The sequence below is a fragment of the Sporomusa sp. genome (assembly GCF_035561155.1).
GTDB lineage: Bacteria > Bacillota > Negativicutes > Sporomusales > Sporomusaceae > Sporomusa.
Genome location: NZ_DATMYD010000160.1, coordinates 64,807 through 83,389, shown reverse-complemented (window position 1 = coordinate 83,389; position 18,583 = coordinate 64,807). Strand labels below are relative to the sequence as shown.

Sequence of the window (18,583 nt, the reverse complement as noted above, 5' to 3'; positions counted from 1 at the left end):
ATCTAAGCTACCCACCACAGTTTAGTTGTGAATCTTGCGGTGGGGTAATGCATCCACGTTATTACAAAGGGGTTCATGGATTTGAGTACCGACTTTCGGATGTGCTCAATACCAAAGGACCGCGCTAGCGGTTTTTCTTACTTAATTGCCATAAAATAAAATATTAAGGATTTTATGGAAGATAATTACGAAACAGGTAATTATTAGCAGGAGATAAAAGAGAAATATAGAATATTGTCATTGTTGCGCTTGCGGGCCGGGAACAATTGTCCTTGGTGTGTAGCTGCTGCCACGTACTTTATCGTAAGGAGGCGCAAAGCAAGTGGGCGATTTTTTCAGTTTACGCAGCCAAATACCGCCGGATATATGGGAACAGACTTCAAACCATATAGGAAGCGGAATAGCGCTTTTTAAACCGCGCGTATATATCAATAATGTTAAAATGCTTAATCCGGATTACCATTTGGTACTGCCTTCCACTACTCCGCCGCCGGTACTTATCGGCAAAAAGGAGTATGTAGTCAGCAAAAACCGGTTGATTACCTTCAATCCGGGCGACGAGGTATATATCCGGCATGCCGTTAAAACCAAGGAGTACACAACAATAGCCATTGATAAACAGTTTTTAGCAAAGATCGCAGGCGAACTGGGCTTTGAGAAAGCTAGTGGTATTGTATTCGCTGAAGTTGATAATCCGTGCTCAACGAATATTCGTCAGACGATCATGCAACTTCAGCGCGAAATCAGTATATTTGGCGGCGGTTTGCCACTGATGCTGGACAGCATTGCGATACAGCTTGTTGTTTACCTTTTGCGCGAGACGGCAAGCAATTTTGACAGTAAATTGGCGGCGAAAGACAATTACAGCTATGTACATAAAGCCATAGACTATATGCAGGCCTATTATGACATCCCTATTTCACTTGACGACATGTGCCGTTTGCTTCATATCACACCCTATCATTTTATCAGGCTATTCAAGGAAAAAACAGGTCTGACGCCACACGCATTTTTGCTGAAGATCAGAATGGAAAATGCGAAAAAAATGCTGGAAAGGCGGGAGTGCACAGTCGCCGAAGCAGCCTATGCCTGTGGATTTTCTACTATTCCCCATTTTTCTGCGGCCTTCAAACAACAGACAGGCACAGCGCCGTCAGAATATAAAAAAATATACTCTCGATAATAATCGAGGGATCGAACCATGAAGCCGGCTGGGCTGTAGACCCGGACGGTTTTTTTTACCTGTTTACTTTAATAAGGCAGCAATTTTACGAAAGTCATATCAGCAATTTACCGTAAGCTAAATACATCAAATTCCCTTATTATTGAGATAGAGTAAATAATGAAGGGGGGAATGTATGCGGTCGGGCTGGCGAAGGCTTACTGTGAACTTGCCAGTCGGGAAACAGGCATTGCGGCACTGGAACAGAAGCTTGTATAGTTCCGCCGCTGCCACCGGATTTATGGCTGCAGCAGGTAGCAACAAATAGCCAATGGCGTTATAAAATATAATATAATTTATTTGGAAAAAAATTCAAATCGGCTTAATTTTAACAGGAAATAAATGGGAAAAATAGAATATTGTTATTGTTACGCTTACAGTCTGGGAACACTTGTCCTTGGTGTGTAGCCACTGCGGCTTTTTTTGATTGAGGAGATGATGTTACGATGTTTGAAACAAAGCCGCTCACAGAAACAGGTTACGCTGACGATGGAGATGATTCTGTGTTTGGGGCAGTAAATGTAATGTATCACATTGCTATGGCTCTGGCGCAGAATTTGAATCTGCAGGAAATATACCGGACTATCGTTCATATTGCGTGTGACTTAGCCAAAACCCCTCACGGATTTATCTATATTGTGAATGATCAGCAGGAAAGAATGGAACTGAAATATGGTAAAGGACTTTACCGTTGTTACCAGGGGGTGGCACGAAAAAAGGAAGAGCCTTCGGTTTCCAGTGTAGTTTGGAAAACCGGGCAATCTGTAACGGTCGAAAATATTCAGCAATGGAAAGGACGAGCACTCGATCGGCCTTATGGCTGGGATATTGTTCAATCTGTTATGGGCATCCCATTGCGTTCAGACAATGGCGTGGTTGCCGTTATCGGATTGGGATTTTCTAATGAGAACAGGGTATTAACAGAACGGGAAACAGATTTTTTGACGCGATTTGCAAATCTGGCGGCAGTATCGTTGCATAACGCCATGATAAATAATGCTTTGTACGACGAGCTGATGAAGCAGAAAGTCATCCGGACGAAGTCGTCCCATAACCTGCCCGACCTCACGGAAAAGGAAAAAACAGTGCTGGGCCGGATGGTCGCTGGGCTATCAAACCGGGAGATCGCGCAGGTTATGGGGGTAGAAATCAGCACTATTAAAACCCATGTACACCATTTGCTTGCAAAACTGGAGGTTCGCAGCCGTACACAGGCGCTTGTGAAAGCGTGGGAGCTCGGTCTGATCGTCAATAATCCATAATGGGAGGGCGTTTCCGCTCTCTCTAAAAGAAAATGGAAAAAAATATCCAATATACACCTAAAGGTGGAGGTGTATTTTTCCATTATTCTATATAATATAAAAGAAACAAGAAAAAAGTCCTAAATCTATAGGACTAAGGTCTTGGATTAGTGGAGGTGCCTTGCCCGTGGAAGAAATTAAGGAAATACAAGATTTAATAAAACAACTCAACAACCTGGGATATTTTCCATATCAAGTAAGTAGTATAATCCAGGAAACGCTTGGTACTGTAGCTATAAACAACCTGACCACATCGCAGCAGAGCGAGTTAATAGAGACTTTGCAGGACTACATTACTTTTGCTATTAAGTGTCGCAAATCTGTTAAGTAACCAAGATTTGATAATAGAAATTTCAGTGAACAGGTGAATCTTCTAGATAGTGCAGAAAATGTCGAAATATATATATTTATGTATATTTTGACATTTTCAAAGGATTTTACAAGTTAGTGTAGTATTAGTATTAGTACTAAAGCCCTATGGTGACAGAACAAAACGAATCGCCTTACTGTACTAAGACCTCTCAAAATAGTAAAATTAAGCAACCGTTGCGTGCTTTTTATAGTAAACTTGATTTAAGGTAGCAGTATTTGCATATTCAAATTGAAAGTCAGCAACGAAAGCAACTGGACAACAATTCCAGGTTGTTTTTTTATTGTGTAAGTTAACAGTTTGCAATACTGACTGCAGGATTTAAAGCTATAACGTCTAATAATAAGAGAGATATTATGAGGTTTTATGAGGTTCGTTTTAAATCCGCAATTAACAATAACCAAGGAGGAAACAGATGCGACGATCGGTATACGTATTAATTATTTTATTCTTAGTAATGATTTTACCGCTGCCTATAGTGGCCCAAGACTATCAACTTGGGGCTGGCGATGTACTAACCATCAATGTCTGGGGATTTGATGAGCTTAAAATTGATCAACTGCCCATCAGACCGGACGGCAAGATCTCTATTCCATTATCTGGTGAACTTCAGGCGGCTGGTATGACCCCTGGCGAACTGGCCACTACAATAACATCCAAGTTGGGACAATACATAAAAGACCCTGTAGTAAGTGTCAATGTGTTCAAGTTTAGGACTACCCGCGTGTACGTATTTGGCGAGGTAGTAAAACCCGGCATGTATGAGATTGAGAAGCAGCATAACCTGATTGATGCACTTGGCAGCGCAGGCAGTTATACCCGAGACGCCGCTAAGAAAAAAGTGTATATTATTCGCAAAGAGCAAACCAATGCTCCATTGAAAGTCAATTTACTTAATCTGTTGGAAAAAGGCGACATGTCGCAAAACGTTACTCTAAATGACGGCGATATTGTCTATCTGACGAAAAATAATCGAATTGAATTTGCCAAAGACATCCTTCCGTGGATTTCGGCCACTTATCAGATTAGTGTAATAAACAATAATTAAAGTTTGTAAAATCCTTATTTGGAGGTATCGCAGTGGACGAAACCACGTTGGACTTGAGAGATATAATTAAGACAATAAAAAAGAAACGAAAACTAATTTTTGGTACCTTAATGCTTTTTATAATCATAGCTGCTTTAGTCAGCTTTCTTATTCCTCCTACATATGAGGCAGAAACATCCCTCAGGGTTAAGCAACCGAAGGGCTTGGCAAGTTCGCTGCTAGCCGACCTGCCTACTGGTAGCCCCGCAGGAACCAAACAATTAATGTCTACTTATGCCGAGATTATCAAAAGCCGGACGGTAGTTCAGGAGGTTATTGACAAAACACAAACCAATAAGGAAGAAATACCTACATACGAAGACATGCTAAAAAGGATAACCACTCAATCGGTAAAAGATACCGAGATATTAGATGTCAAAGTGCAGGCTGGTTCACCTGAAGAAGCACAACAGATTGCTAATACACTTGTGAATGTATTTCTCGATAGAATGACAGCTCTCGTCAGGGGGGAACAGTCAACAGTTAAAGAATTTATCGGTCAAAGACTAAAAGAATCTAAAGCAGAGCTTGAGCAGGCGGAATCATTATTACAAAAATTCAAGCAAGAGCAGAAAATAGTGGATCCATCTCAAGAATCAAAGGCGTTATTAGACAAGCTGGCCAGTATCGACAAACTCGCCGCCGATAATAAGGTTGCCATGGCGTCCTCGCAAGCAAAATTTGCCAGCACTGAGCAGCAAATTGGCAATCAAAGCCCCGGAATTATAGCTGATAATCCCTTAATTCAACAGTATAAAGCGAAGCTGACTGATTTAGAAATTCAACTTGTAAGTCTAACACCAAACTATACGAACAAGCATCCGAAAGTGACAGCAATACAAGCTGCTATAACAGAAACGCGAGCTATGCTCAATGCGGAAATTTCCCGGGTAGTAAACGCGGAAGCACCATCAATTGACCCGATTCACCAAGGGCTGTTACTGACCAAAATTCAATCACAAGCTGAGATAGCAATCGCTTCTGCCCAAAAGCAAGCTATTGACCAGATTATCTTGGAAGGCAGCCGGGAGGTCGCCAAACTGCCGGCCAAGGAACAAGGGTTGATTAAGGTTGCCCGTGATGCCAGTGTTGCTCAGGAAATCTACATTATGCTGGCTAAACGTTATGAAGAAGCCCGCATTAGTGAAGTAATGGAACCAACAGATGTGCAAATCATTGACAAAGCAATTGCGCCAGAGAACCCGATTAAGCCGAAAAAAGCTCTTAATGTAGCTATTGCCGCTATTCTTGGTCTCTTTGTAGGTACTGGCCTGGCCTTCTTCAACGAATATATCAATAAAACAATCAGAACCGCCGAGGATGTCGAGCATTATCTTGATTTACCGGTCATTGGCAGCATTCCTGACTTTGATAGTGATACAACCTCGCGCAATATTAGCTGGTTTGCACAAATCAATGAGTTAATCAAAGGTAAGATCGGGCATCAGGGTTAATGCAGTATGAACATTAGAATGAGGTGAATTATGACTCAAAAAAGACAGCTTATCGTCCATGAGGACGCAAAGTCGCCGATTGCCGAAGCCTATCGCACGATGCGGACAAATATTCAGTTTGCAAAAGTAGACAGTGATCTGCGGGTAATCATGTTTACGAGCGCCGGACCAGGCGAAGGCAAATCAACTACGACTGCCAACACAGCTGTAGCTATGGCTCAGTCGGGGAAAAAGGTAATTATTGTAGACTGTGACTTACGGAAGCCAGTCCAGCATAAAATTTTTGGTAAGAAAAACAGGGGCGTGACCAATATCCTTGTCGAAGAACGCCCTGTGGCAGATTTAATCCAGGATACTGATATCGATAACCTGCAAGTACTAACCAGCGGACCGATACCACCTAACCCGTCGGAATTACTGGGGTCAGCCAGGATGCGTGAAATCATTGACTCTCTGAAAGAATTAGCCGATATCGTCATTATTGACGCGCCACCAACGGTAGCCGTTACAGATGCCTGTGTGCTAGCCTCAAGCGTAGATGGTATTCTGCTGGTGCTGGGCGCGGGCGAAGTCAGGCCAGAGATGGCGCAAAAAGCTAAGGAGCTTCTAACCAAAGCCAACGGGCATATACTTGGCGTAATATTGAACCGGGTAGAGATTGAGGAAGAGCATGCGTATTACTACTATTATTACGGGAATGAGAAAAAAATTGCAAAGTAAGGCTGAGGTGTAGTCTTATGCGACGTAGAGTGGTGTCGCTTTGCTTATTATTAATAGACTCGGTCATAGTAGCTATCGTACCGTTTATAGCACTGTACCTCCGTTTTGAAGGTACAGTCGATAAGCGCTATTTGGATTTAGTTTTCGGCTACTCACCTGAGATTGTTTTGATTAGATTAGTTACATTTTATCTCTTTGGCTTATATCAACGATTATGGCGGTATGCCAGTATCCATGAATTATTAGGAATTGTCTTTGCGGTAACAATAAGCAGCTGCATTATAGGCGTATATATGTATTCAACAGGTGCAAATCTTCCAAGAAGCATCTCGATTATCAGTTGGCTATTGGTTATTGTACTTGTCGGCGCCAGCCGGTTATGTATCCGGATTCTACACTTTATTCGACAAACGAAAAGAGCGAAGACCACCAATACTGTTATTGTCGGCGCAGGGGATGCTGGTGCAATGATTGCCCGGGAAATCTACCATCGTTACTGTGATACGAAAAAACTAATCGGCTTTATTGATGATGATACATATAAGCAGAACCAAATGTTATTTGGAGCGAAAGTACTGGGTAACTGCCAGGAGATCAAGCGCATAGCGGTAGAATACAAGGTAAATGAAATTATAATTGCTATTCCTTCAATCGGCGGAGCACAGCTTCGAGAAATCGTCCAGGGGTGTAAACAGACAGGCTGTGCGGTTAAAATAGTTCCGGGTATCTACGAATTAATTGACGGCAAGATAACTGTACAACAGTTACGGGATGTTGATCTGGAAGACTTGCTGCGCCGTGAACCGGTTAAGCTTGACCTTAAACAGATTGCCGGTTATCTTACCGGGAAGCGTGTATTAGTTACCGGTGCAGGCGGGTCGATAGGCTCAGAGCTCTGTCGGCAGATTGCCAAACTTTCACCGAGTGAGATTGTACTATTAGGCAAAGGTGAAAACAGTATTTACGAGATTGACAGAGAACTGCGTGAAAAATATAGTGGTCTTAAACTCGAACCTGTTATTGCCGATGTCCGTGATAATAACAGAATTAACGACATCTTTACTCGTCTAAAGCCTGAAGTAGTTTTCCATGCAGCTGCCCATAAGCATGTTCCTTTAATGGAAGCACAGCCTGAGGAAGCCGTTCGTAATAATGTATTTGGAACAAAAACTGTTGCCGAAGCAGCTGACAAAGCTGGTACGGGAATATTCATCATGATATCAACCGATAAGGCCGTTAATCCTACGAGTGTAATGGGGGCAACGAAAAGAGTTGCTGAGCTTGTTATCCAGAATATGAACAGGGTAAGCAGCACGAGATTCGCTGCTGTACGGTTTGGCAATGTACTGGGGAGTCGTGGCAGTGTTGTTCCTCTATTTAAAAAGCAGATTGCTAAGGGTGGTCCGATTACTATAACCCATCCTGATATGAAGCGGTACTTCATGACAATTCCTGAAGCCACGCAGCTTGTTCTGCAGGCTGGTGCTTTGGCTAACGGTGGCGAGGTATTCGTTCTGGACATGGGTGAACCTGTTAAAATCGTAGATATGGCCTCAGATCTGATCGAACTTTCTGGACTAGAGCCTGGTAAAGACATTGAGATTAAGTTTACAGGTTTAAGACCTGGGGAGAAACTTTTTGAGGAACTGCTTACAGCGGAGGAAGGCACAACTTCAACTAAACATGAAAAAATTTATGTAGCGAATCTTAAGGCGGTAGATATGCAGCAATTCCAACTGGGATTAGGGTATTTACGAGCAGCGTTGCATTCCGAAGAAATTATTTTTAATCTTACTACGTTAGTTCCGACTTATCTCCACTCCAGAGAGAGAAATTGTGTAGGAAATACTAAGAAAGCAAACTTTGATGTAAAGGGTGAGCTTAACGGCGTTCCTGTACAACATCAAGCAGAACAGATTTATGCTAGTTAGGATTGAATGTTGGAGTCTCATTATGCCCCAGCTTGCCTATTTGCGTCTAATACGGTATCTGATCTTCTAATTGGCAGATGTAACTGTTGAGAGGTTGTCAAGTTCAAGTAATTTAAAAGGAGATACATATATGGCGAAAATTATTATCGCAGGTGCTGGCGGAGCACCCTCGGAAAATGTAATTAAGTCGATAATACAGTGTGATAAAGGTGAAGAAATCGTTGGCATTGGTAGCGAGCCGGCAGATTTAATGTTGTCTGCTGTGAGAAAAAAATATCAGGTTCCTTATGCTAATCATCCTTCTTATGAAGAAAAGCTGTTGAAGGTATTGGCTATAGAACGACCTGATCTCATTCATTTCCAAAATGATGTGGAAATACTTGAAGCTTCAAGACTTCGTGATAAAATCAGATCGACCGGGACCAAATTATATATGCCCGATCATACAGTTATAGAGAACTGCGTAGATAAAGAAAAGTCATATCGGATTTGGAGCAGAAAGGGTATCCGGGTTCCTAAGACGATAATGATTAAAAATGAAAATGACCTTAAAGTAGCATTTGATGAGCTTGGCAATGAAGAAGGGAAAATATGGCTGCGTGCTACTGTCGGTGGTGGGGGCAAAGGGGCGCTACCAACAAACGATTTTGAATTTGCGCGTATTTGGATAGAACGCTTCAAGGGTTGGGGTGAATTTACGGCGGCAGAATTATTGACGCCAGACTCGGTTACGTGGCTGTCCATCTGGTATCAGGGGGAATTAGTGGTAGCTCAGACACGTAAGCGTAAATCGTGGAATTTTGGTAACCGTACCCTATCAGGAGTTACTGGTATAACAGGCGTTGGGGAGACTTGCTCCGATGATACTGTTACGCAGGTCGCCAGGGATTCCATTTTAGCAATAGACAAAAAGCCTCATGGCATATATGGTGTTGATATGACCTATGACCGACGCGGTTGGCCTAATCCTACCGAAATCAATATATCACGGTTTTTTACAACTGTGTTTTTCTTCACGCAAGCCGGATTAAATATGCCGAAGATTTTTAAGGATATAGCGCTGTATAACGAATTTCCGTCGCTGGAGAGAAAGATTAACCCTTTGCCTAATGGGCTGCTTTGGATACGAGGTATGGACAGAGAACCTCTCTTAACTACGGAACAAGCCATCTTTGACACTGTTAGGGTTATCTAATGAATATCTTGGTTACCGGAGCAACCGGCTTTATTGGAACTGCTTTATTGGAGTGTCTGAGGGATCATACTAAGAGTACGGGCGATCAGATTGTATTATTAAGCAGTTGTGATGTCGATGGTTATACATGTATCAAGCATCGGAATTATACTTTTACCATGAACGATTTTTTAGTAAAAGGTGTTGAATTTGTTGATATTGTCTTTCATTTAGGTGCTTTTATTCCTAAAGAAATTCAGGATGCAAATAATATTAATCAGTGTTTTAGCAATATCGAGGGAACGAAGCATCTTTGTGATAATCTTCCATCGCTGCCGAAACGGTTCATATTTGCTTCTACAGTAGATGTGTATGCGCCACAATCTCCCCTTGACGAGGCAACGCCGATACAACCTGTTACGCTGTATGGTCAGTCTAAGTTATATTGCGAGCATATGTTGGAAAGCTGGGCTGTCCAAAAAGGGGTTGTATTGCAGGTACTACGCATTGGCCATATTTATGGAGTAGGAGAAGAGGCTTACAAAAAGATTATTCCCCAAACCATTAAGGGATTAATTCAAGGGCATCCACCTTGTATCTTTACAAGTGGTAGAGAAAAGCGCTCCTTTATGCATGTTTCAGATTGCTGTCGCTTACTGTGGAAGGCTGCGCAATTGAATACTTATGATGGACCGATAAATCTAGCATCTGGTCGGGCTCTATCCATACTGGAGTTAGTTAATATGTTGATGGAGATATCGGGCACAGGTCTGAAGCCTATTGTGGAAAACCGCGATTTACCTACCCGGGATTACGTGTTTAATACGGCAAAAATGGAAAGGCTGCTAGGAGCTGAGACTTTAAACTTGGAAAATGGGTTGAGGGAAGAGTATGCCTATATTCGATCCAAACAGAATTAAAAAATGGCTATTACAAGCTAGCTACAAAGGTCTTTTTTTTGATGGGGACGTGCGCATCCTTGGTGCATTACCCTATATCAAGATGTACGAGCACAGCCAATGCCGCATAGGAAAGAATGCTGTTATTAACTCCGATTTCGCCTGGTCTAATACGGCTTTAGCATATAGATGCAAGTTTGTTATGGGCTATGATGGCTTAATTGAAATTGGAGACAACACGCAGTTAAACGGTGTTTCAATTACGGCCTATAAAAGGATCTCTATCGGTAAGAACTGCCAGATCGCATCAGCCACTTTTATCGCAGACACCGATTTTCATCCTGTTGATCCAGTAGAGCGCAGAAAGCAGGTTATGGGTCAGAGATATTCTTTTGATAAAGTTGCAAAAAAAGAGGTAATCATTGGCGATAATGTTTGGATCGGGTGGGGGTCAATTCTACTTAAAGGAGTAGAAATTGGTTCTAACAGTATTGTTGCGGCTGGTAGTGTAGTATTAAGTCAATTTCCGGAAAATGTAATCATTGCGGGGAATCCCGCTAAAATTGTCAAAAGAATTTAGGTGAGACTATATTTAATCAAAAGTTGGATTATATTTTTTTGGATTTGGACGGGCCTATATTGGATGGAAGACACCGCCATTATAATTGCTTTCGTGATATTGTAGTGCGCGGCGGAGGCACGCCCATGGACTTGGTTGAATACTGGGAGTTAAAACGAGATAGGGTAAGTCGAAAAGAAATGCTACGTCTTTCTTGCTATCATGAGTCATATGAGCGTTTTATGGAAGAATGGATGGATTGTATTGAAACTAAGGAGTATTTGCAGTTCGATACTCTAAAGCCTTTTATTCATCAAACACTTCGGAAGTGGAGAAAACATGCAAGCGCTATCCTTTTGGTGACAATGCGTAACAAACGCGAGAATCTTTTATGGCAGTTAAAACGACACAACTTGGCAAATGAATTTGACGAAATAATTAACTGTAATACTAACCAAGGAAATGGGAAGATTGATGCTCTGAAAAACTGGCAATTTACTCGGGCTGTAGTTGTAGGTGACACTGAAGAAGATACGAAAACTGCCCGTTTGCTTGGTGTGCCAGCTATTGCCATTATAAATGGTTTACGGAAAAGAGAACATTTAGAGGCGCAATACTTCGCAGAGGAAATAGCAGAAATTGACCTCGCGAATATCATCGCAACTATGTAATATAGGACCTCTACGAAACGGAGGGAATAATATGGGACTTGAAGCAGTCAGAATAATTGATTTGCCAAAGATATCTGACCCGAGGGGAAATCTTACTTTTGTCGAGGGGGGAAGACATATTCCCTTTGATATAAAACGAGTATACTACCTATATGATGTACCTGGCGGGGAAACCCGGGGGGGGCACGCACACCGAAATCTTCAGCAATTGATCATTGCTATGTCAGGAAGTTTCGAAGTTTTATTAGATGATGGTTATAAGCGGAAGACAATTAGTTTAAACAGAAGTTACCGTGGCTTATTGATCCCCACAATGGTGTGGAGAGAATTAGTTGATTTTTCATCAGGTTCAGTTTGTATGGTACTTGCATCAGAGTATTACGACGAAGCAGATTACTACCGGGAGTATGAAGATTTTTATAAAGCGGTGAGGGAAAAATAGAATGAACACGTCCATTCCTTTTTTGGATTTAAAAGCTGCCTATCTTGAGATTAAAGATGAAATTGACGAAGCTTTTCGGCGAGTTATGAACTCCGGTTGGTATATATTAGGCCCTGAAGTTGAGGCTTTTGAGGCGGAATACGCCCAGTACTGTGGCACAAAAAACTGTATTGGGGTTGGTAACGGACTTGACGCGCTATATCTGGTACTCCGTGCATGGGGCATTGGCGCGGGTGATGAGGTTATTGTTCCAAGTAATACGTTTATTGCTACTTGGCTTGCAGTAACCTATACAGGCGCTACCCCGATTCCGGTTGCGCCTGATGAAAAGACGTACAATATTAACCCCGATATGATTGAATCTGCTATTACGGAGAAAACAAAAGCAATCATCCCAGTGCACCTTTATGGGCAGCCTGCAGACTTAAATCCGATACTGCAAATAGCCGAGAAATATAGGGTGAAAGTATTGGAAGATGCAGCACAAGCCCAGGGCGCAAGATACTACGGAAAACGTGTAGGCGGTTTTGGAGATGCTGCTGGGTGGAGTTTTTATCCTGGAAAAAATCTCGGTGGTTTTGGGGATGCCGGTGCGATAACAACCAATGACGACGAACTTGCTAACAAAGTACGGATGTTAAGAAACTATGGATCAAGCATAAAATATGTTCATGAGCTACAAGGGGTGAACTCCAGGCTTGATGAAATTCAGGCGGCGTGTTTACGGGTAAAGTTAAGGTACTTGGATGAATGGAATGAGCGAAGAAGAAAGATCGCTCAAGTTTACTCTCACAGCTTGACAGGGACTAACTATGCATTACCATATGTTCCAGATTGGGCTGAGTCTGTATGGCATTTATATGTAATACGGAGCAGTAACCGTGATCAACTCCAGGAGTATATGACTAAAAACAACATAAGCACACTAATTCATTATCCATTTCCGCCACACGTGCAGCAGGCTTATAAGAAATGTTTATATTTGAAAGATGCCTATCCAATAAGTGAAAGTATATCGCGACAAATAGTTAGTTTACCAATAGGCCCTCATTTAGCAGAGGGGGACGTACGTCGCGCCATTGAAACACTGAGGCGTTTTGATGAAGAGAATTCTTAAAGCATCCAGGATAATGGGAAGTAGTACCGCTATTTCCATTTTTACAGGGATAATAAAGACGAAATTGTTGGCAATCTGGCTGGGTCCCCAAGGTATAGGGCTTATTGCCATGTTGCAAACGCTACAAAATACTGCGAGCACAGTTACGGGTATGGGATTGGCCAACAGCGGTGTGCGACAGATCGCCGCTAGCCAGGGAGAAAATTCGGATGATCTTCGAGAGCAGAGTCAAGCAGTATTGTGGTGGATTTCCTTGTTACTTGGAGTTGTAGGGTTTGGGTGTATGGCATTATTTTCGAAGACTATTTCCCGGATATCCTTTGGGAACGGGGAATTTGCTTTTGCTGTGGCGGTTATAGGCGTTGGTGTTTGGGCCACAAATGTTGCTGGAGCTCACATCGCCATATTAAATGGGACACATCGCTTAAAGGAAATTGCAAAGTCTAATGTCCTGAGTGGGGTCATCAGCGCTGTAATTGCCATCATAGCTGTCTGGAGTTGGGATACGAGCGGAATAATTGCTGTAGTAATTGGTCCGCCTTTGATTTTGATGGCAGTATCAGGATGGTATCTTAGGAATACGAAGCATTTGATATTTAGGTTTTCTTTGCTAGATTCGACATCTGTTGTTAATAGCATGATTTCACTGGGTTTTGTGTTTATGCTTACCGCATTGATGGGGGCTGTAATGCAATATTTAACCCGTGCGATATTAATATATTCGTTTGATATATCTGCTGCTGGTTTTTTTCAGTCGGCGTGGACAATTACCATGCTGTACCTTGGTTTTATACTAAAGGCTATGGAAACAGATTATTATCCCAGGTTGGCAGAAGTTTCTGAGAATAAACAGGCGGTCAGTGAAATGGCGAATCAACAGGTGGAAGCTTCTTTTTTGCTTGCAGGACCTGTTATTCTTGGGATGATTACTTTAGCGCCTAATGTGACAGCATTGCTCTACTCAAAAGAATTTTTTGAAACCGCAGAAATTCTTCGATGGCAATTATTAGGGTGTTTTTTTAAGCTTGCTACACATGCATTAGGATATATACTCATAGTCAGTAGAAAAAACCGATGGTTCTTTATCACTGAGAGTTATTGGAATATAGTTTATCTCTTATCGCTATGGTTCGGCATACCCTATTGGGGAATGGGTTCTGCCGGGATATCCTTTTTGATTGCATATTTGACTAGTTTTCTGCTTATATCATGGATTGTTGGCAGAAAGGCCGAGTTCACCTGGCATCGAGCGAATTTATGTCTTTTACTTATTTTTGTTTGTAGTGGTAGTGTTATTATGTCACTTCATAGCTTTATGAACCATAAATATGTCGTATTTTTTGGTCTGGTTTTTACTATAATCGCCTCATGTTACTCTGTGCTAAGGTTATCAGAGGTTATATATATAGGAAATCTAGGCAAATTGTCAAGACTTATTAGATTTCTATCCAAGAAAGATTGATGATTCTTTACAAATAGATAGATTCTATATGCAGGGATTTCGTTGATAAGGAGTATTTATGAAGATTCTGCTCTTGGGAGAGTTCAGTGGTGTTCATAAGAATTTGAAAGAAGGATTAGTGGAATTGGGGCACCGTGTGACCACGGCATCTTCCGGAGACGGATGGAAAAATATTCCGGCAGATATTGTTTATGCGTATGGTGGGTATGGCTTAGTAAATAAGCTACGAAGAGTAATTGATCCTATAATTAAACTACCGTATTTTATTGGATATGATGTTGTCCAGCTCATCAATCCCTTTATATTCTCCTACAGGATTAACGCAATACTTCAAGACATAATACTACAACTAAATGACAGAGTCTTCCTTCTTGCAGCTGGCTGCGATAGTGTATACTGCAAAAACTCAGACCGACATCAGTACTCACCTTGTGAGACGTGTAAAAAGATAGATTTAAATGATACCTGTAATTTCAAGAAAGAGGAGTTGCTTCATTTTAACCGAACATTGGCGGATAAAGTACAAGGGATAATACCCATCGCCTATGATTATGCAGAAGTATATAGGAACTATCGCAAATTACGTAAATCCATTCCGTTACCCATAAATACGAAAGAAATTCTATATAAAGATAATATTGTGCAAAATAAACTTATATTATTCCACGGCATTAATAGAGAGGGGTTTAAAGGTACTCCTTTAATTCAACAGGCTGCTGAATATGTTCAACAGAAATACCCTAATGATGTAACGGTGATTATTGATGGAAAAATGCCTTTAAATAGATATTTGGAGGTGGTTGACCAAGCACATGTAATAATTGACCAGCTTTACAGCCAAGCCTATGGAGTTAACGCAATCTATGCACTTGCAAAAGGAAAGGTTGTGCTTGGGGGTAGCGAAGAACATAGTTTAGGCGAATTTGGCTGGGCGCAGTCACCTGTTATTAATATACGACCGAGCGTCACTGATATAATAGAAAAATTTGAATATCTGATAGAGAATAGGCAGCAAATTAGGGATTGGGGCTTTCAGGGAAGGAAACATGTGGAAACGGTACATGACCATATTAATGTAGCTAAACAATATGTTAGCACATGGTCAATTGATTCCAGGTTATGACTAAATGAGGTGTAACAATGTGTGGAATTGCGGGTAGCTCAAAAATAACAACTGAGACTTTGAAGGTTGCTATACAGAAGATGCAACATCGGGGACCCGACGCTGATGGTGCTATTGGCATCAATAATCAAATGGGAGCAATGGGCCATGTGCGGTTGGCTATTATTGATCTTGATAGCCGTTCTAGTCAACCAATGGTTTGTCCCGTTTCTGGAAACGTTATATCATTTAATGGGGAGATATATAATTATCGAGATATTCGTGAGGAGTTAGCGGTATTAGGATGGAAATTTAAAACTACTTCCGATACTGAGGTACTACTCTATGCATATAATGAGTGGGGTACGGGGTGCCTAAGCCGTCTTAACGGTATGTTTGCTTTTTCAATATATGATATAGAAAAAAGAGAAATTTTCGTTGCTAGGGACCGTCTGGGAAAAAAACCCTTTTATTATACGCTATGGGGAGGGGAATTTTCTTGGGCTTCGGAATTAAAAGTGCTTTTGACACTACAAGATACAATGCCCAGAGATATTGACTTAGAAGCTCTAGGCGAGTTTATGGCATTAAGTTATATTCCAGGTAGTTTAAGTATTTATAAACACGTAAGAAAATTACTACCTGGGCATTTCGGCTTGTATGACTGCAGAACTCGAATATATAGGGAGCAACGATATTGGAGTCTACCTTTAACAGTATATGATAAGATGGAGGAAACAGAGGCTGTTAGGCATCTAGAGGAGTTACTCCGCGATGCTGTTCGGTTACGCTTGGAAAGCGATGTGCCAGTTGGAACTTATTTAAGCGGTGGTTTGGATTCAAGCTTAATAACCGCGATAGCCGCACAATACAACCGAGAAATAGTTGCCTTCACTGCTAAGTTTTCTCATCAAAAATTTGATGAGTCAACTATTGCGGACAGTGTAGCAAAGTGGGTAGGGGTTAATCACCAAATAATTCCTGTGGAGGCGCATGATGGCGGGCTACTAGATCGGCTTGGTTCACAATTTGATGAACCCTTTGGAGATTCTTCGCTGTTACCCACATATATGGTAAGTAAAGCCATAAGCAAATATGTAAAAGTGGCATTGTCCGGTGATGGCGGTGACGAATTATTCGCAGGGTATCCCTATTATTCTCTAATCTTAAATGAACAAAAATATAAAGGTTTTCCAGCTCCAATTAGGAAAGCAATGTCAATTTTTCATCATCTATTACCCGTCGGGGTCAGGGGAAAGAATTTCCTAAGAAGGTTAGCGCTCGACGACCTAGATAAATTTCTACTTACTACTTCACTAAAGGAATATACTGAAATATCGCCACTAAAGGATAATGTTGAACAAGCCATGCGGGGACTGTCAGGGGTTAACAACTACCGCAATCTACTAGCAAATAACCTTGAAAAGGTTAGGGAGCTATCAATACTACAAAAGATGACTCGAGTTGATTTATATAGTTACCTTCCTGATGATATTTTAGTGAAAGTGGACCGTGCTTCAATGTATTGTTCTTTGGAGGCAAGGGCACCTATGCTGGATTATCGAATCGTTGAATTTGCATATGCTTTGCCAGATCACCTGCGTCTTTCAGGTATTACTACGAAACACCTTCTAAAGAAAGTGGCACGAAACTATCTACCACCTGATTATAATTATGAGAGAAAGCAAGGTTTTAATATTCCGGAAGCTGAGTGGATGATGAAGCAATGGAGGCCCTTATTCGAGGAAGCAGTGAAAGCGGACATGTACTTGTTGGATAAGAGCAAGGTTGAGAAAATCCAGGAAATGCACCATAAGACTGGGCGATTGGGTAACTTATTATTTAAGATAATGATGCTTGCACAATTTGAGAAGCAATATGGAGTAGTATTTAATGAATAATCTAAGCGAGAAAAAACGTGTAGCCTTTCTATTCGGGCATTTGCATAAAGGAGGAATGCAAAAAGCAGTAAGTAACATATCTTGTGCATTGCCTGAAGATATTGAACAGTACGTCCTGTTTTTTGGGTCGGAAAATCCTGAGTTCAATTACAACGCCAAATTAGTGGACCTCAATATACCTGGTAAAAAGGATAGGTCCATTATTTCACGTATCCATAACTGTTTTATACGTATAAAGGTACTTCAAAAATTTATCGATGATAACTGTATTACTACGGTGGTTAGTTTTGGTGAAGTTGCTAGTCTTCTGAACCTGATGACCAAGCGGGCAAGAAAGGTGATATCTGTTCGAGTATCAATTGACGAACAGTTCGATAACTTAGGATGTTATGGTTGGGGAATGAAACAACTTATTAGATTTCTATACCCCAATGCCGACCTTGTTGTACCCGTGTCACGAGCATTAGGTGATCAACTCGTAGAAAAGTATGGGGTTAGCAGAGAAAAAATCCGAACAATATATAACCTTTACGATATAGATAAGATACAATACCTTAGTGGCGAAACGCTCACGCAGGAAGAGCAAAGAGTTTTTGAGAAGCCAACCATTATTAATGTTGGTAATCTATGCTATCAGAAGGGACAAGATCATCTAATTCAGGCATTTGCCAAGGCAAAAAAACAACTGCCAGATCTTCAGCTTGTCATTATCGGGGAAGGGGAGCTAAGAGACGAACTTACTCAACTAGGTAATTCTTTAGGTGTATCGGAATCTATTCATATGCTTGGTTTCAAAAGTAATCCGTATAAGTACATTGATAAGGCGGATGTTTTCGTATTAACTTCCCGTTTTGAAGGCTTTCCAAACGCTTTGGTTGAAGCTATGGCATGTGGTATTCCGGTCATTTCTGTTGATTGCAATACAGGACCTGGGGAAATATTAGGTGATTCAGAATACGGAATTCTTATTCCTCAGTTTTCAGGCGGTAATAGAAGCAGAATTGAAACTTCTCTTTGTTCCAATATTATCAGATTATTAGCTGACACAAATGAGCGTACTTCATTTATCTCTAAAGCAACTGACCGTTGTCGTGATTTTAGCCATTATAAAGTAATTCCACAGTGGTATGAAATTATGAAATAGTATAGATTTTGTAGTTCGAAATGAGGA

Annotated in this window: 17 protein-coding genes; all 17 read left to right on the top strand. The window is 41.2% G+C overall.

What is annotated here, in order from left to right:
* Nucleotides 1–322: 322 nt before the first annotated feature.
* The 17 genes from VN447_RS22440 to VN447_RS22360 all read left to right on the top strand — a co-directional run bounded on the left by VN447_RS22440 (nt 323) and on the right by VN447_RS22360 (nt 18,556).
* Entirely contained in the window at nt 323–1,183 is an 861-nt protein-coding gene (locus tag VN447_RS22440; protein WP_325528549.1) for an AraC family transcriptional regulator, read from the top strand.
* Nucleotides 1,184–1,668: 485 nt separating this feature from the next.
* The gene (locus tag VN447_RS22435) at nt 1,669–2,484 is read left to right on the top strand and encodes a GAF domain-containing protein (RefSeq protein ID WP_325528547.1); all 816 of its coding nucleotides are present in this window, start codon (nt 1,669–1,671) and stop codon (nt 2,482–2,484) included.
* Nucleotides 2,485–2,650: 166 nt separating this feature from the next.
* The gene (locus tag VN447_RS22430; protein ID WP_325528545.1) at nt 2,651–2,854 is read left to right on the top strand and encodes a hypothetical protein; all 204 of its coding nucleotides are present in this window, start codon (nt 2,651–2,653) and stop codon (nt 2,852–2,854) included.
* Nucleotides 2,855–3,308: 454 nt separating this feature from the next.
* Nucleotides 3,309–3,941, top strand: a complete 633-nt coding sequence (locus tag VN447_RS22425) for a polysaccharide biosynthesis/export family protein (protein ID WP_325528543.1) — start codon at nt 3,309–3,311, stop codon at nt 3,939–3,941.
* A 32-nt stretch (nt 3,942–3,973) separates the two neighbouring features.
* Entirely contained in the window at nt 3,974–5,434 is a 1,461-nt protein-coding gene (locus VN447_RS22420; RefSeq protein ID WP_325528541.1) for a GumC family protein, read from the top strand.
* 30 nt (nt 5,435–5,464) lie between these two features.
* Nucleotides 5,465–6,154 carry a CpsD/CapB family tyrosine-protein kinase gene (locus tag VN447_RS22415; RefSeq protein ID WP_325528539.1) on the top strand — a complete coding sequence of 230 codons (690 nt, stop codon included), beginning with the start codon at nt 5,465–5,467 and terminating at the stop codon, nt 6,152–6,154.
* Nucleotides 6,155–6,171: 17 nt separating this feature from the next.
* Entirely contained in the window at nt 6,172–8,085 is a 1,914-nt protein-coding gene (locus VN447_RS22410; protein ID WP_325528537.1) for a nucleoside-diphosphate sugar epimerase/dehydratase, read from the top strand.
* 130 nt (nt 8,086–8,215) lie between these two features.
* Complete coding sequence (locus VN447_RS22405) at nt 8,216–9,280, top strand: carboxylate--amine ligase (RefSeq protein ID WP_325528535.1); 1,065 nt, start codon at nt 8,216–8,218, stop codon at nt 9,278–9,280.
* Nucleotides 9,280–10,179 (top strand): NAD(P)-dependent oxidoreductase, encoded by a 900-nt coding sequence (locus tag VN447_RS22400; RefSeq protein WP_325528533.1) that lies wholly within the window; start codon nt 9,280–9,282, stop codon nt 10,177–10,179. Before VN447_RS22405 ends, VN447_RS22400 begins: the two co-directional genes overlap by 1 nt.
* Complete coding sequence (locus tag VN447_RS22395; protein WP_325528531.1) at nt 10,151–10,738, top strand: acyltransferase; 588 nt, start codon at nt 10,151–10,153, stop codon at nt 10,736–10,738. Before VN447_RS22400 ends, VN447_RS22395 begins: the two co-directional genes overlap by 29 nt.
* A gap of 23 nt (nt 10,739–10,761) precedes the next feature.
* The gene (locus VN447_RS22390; protein ID WP_325528529.1) at nt 10,762–11,388 is read left to right on the top strand and encodes an HAD family hydrolase; all 627 of its coding nucleotides are present in this window, start codon (nt 10,762–10,764) and stop codon (nt 11,386–11,388) included.
* A 31-nt stretch (nt 11,389–11,419) separates the two neighbouring features.
* A complete protein-coding gene (locus VN447_RS22385; protein ID WP_325528527.1) occupies nt 11,420–11,830 on the top strand; it encodes an FdtA/QdtA family cupin domain-containing protein in 411 nt (136 codons plus the stop codon).
* A 1-nt stretch (nt 11,831) separates the two neighbouring features.
* The gene (locus VN447_RS22380) at nt 11,832–12,947 is read left to right on the top strand and encodes a DegT/DnrJ/EryC1/StrS family aminotransferase (RefSeq protein ID WP_325528526.1); all 1,116 of its coding nucleotides are present in this window, start codon (nt 11,832–11,834) and stop codon (nt 12,945–12,947) included.
* Complete coding sequence (locus tag VN447_RS22375; RefSeq protein WP_325528524.1) at nt 12,931–14,409, top strand: O-antigen translocase; 1,479 nt, start codon at nt 12,931–12,933, stop codon at nt 14,407–14,409. Before VN447_RS22380 ends, VN447_RS22375 begins: the two co-directional genes overlap by 17 nt.
* Before the next feature lie 58 nt (nt 14,410–14,467).
* Nucleotides 14,468–15,532, top strand: coding sequence for a hypothetical protein (locus VN447_RS22370; RefSeq protein WP_325528522.1), 1,065 nt, complete (start codon nt 14,468–14,470; stop codon nt 15,530–15,532).
* Between the two features lie 17 nt (nt 15,533–15,549).
* The gene (gene asnB / locus VN447_RS22365) at nt 15,550–17,412 is read left to right on the top strand and encodes an asparagine synthase (glutamine-hydrolyzing) (protein ID WP_325528520.1); all 1,863 of its coding nucleotides are present in this window, start codon (nt 15,550–15,552) and stop codon (nt 17,410–17,412) included.
* Entirely contained in the window at nt 17,405–18,556 is a 1,152-nt protein-coding gene (locus VN447_RS22360; protein ID WP_325528518.1) for a glycosyltransferase, read from the top strand. Before asnB ends, VN447_RS22360 begins: the two co-directional genes overlap by 8 nt.
* Nucleotides 18,557–18,583: the final 27 nt, after the last annotated feature.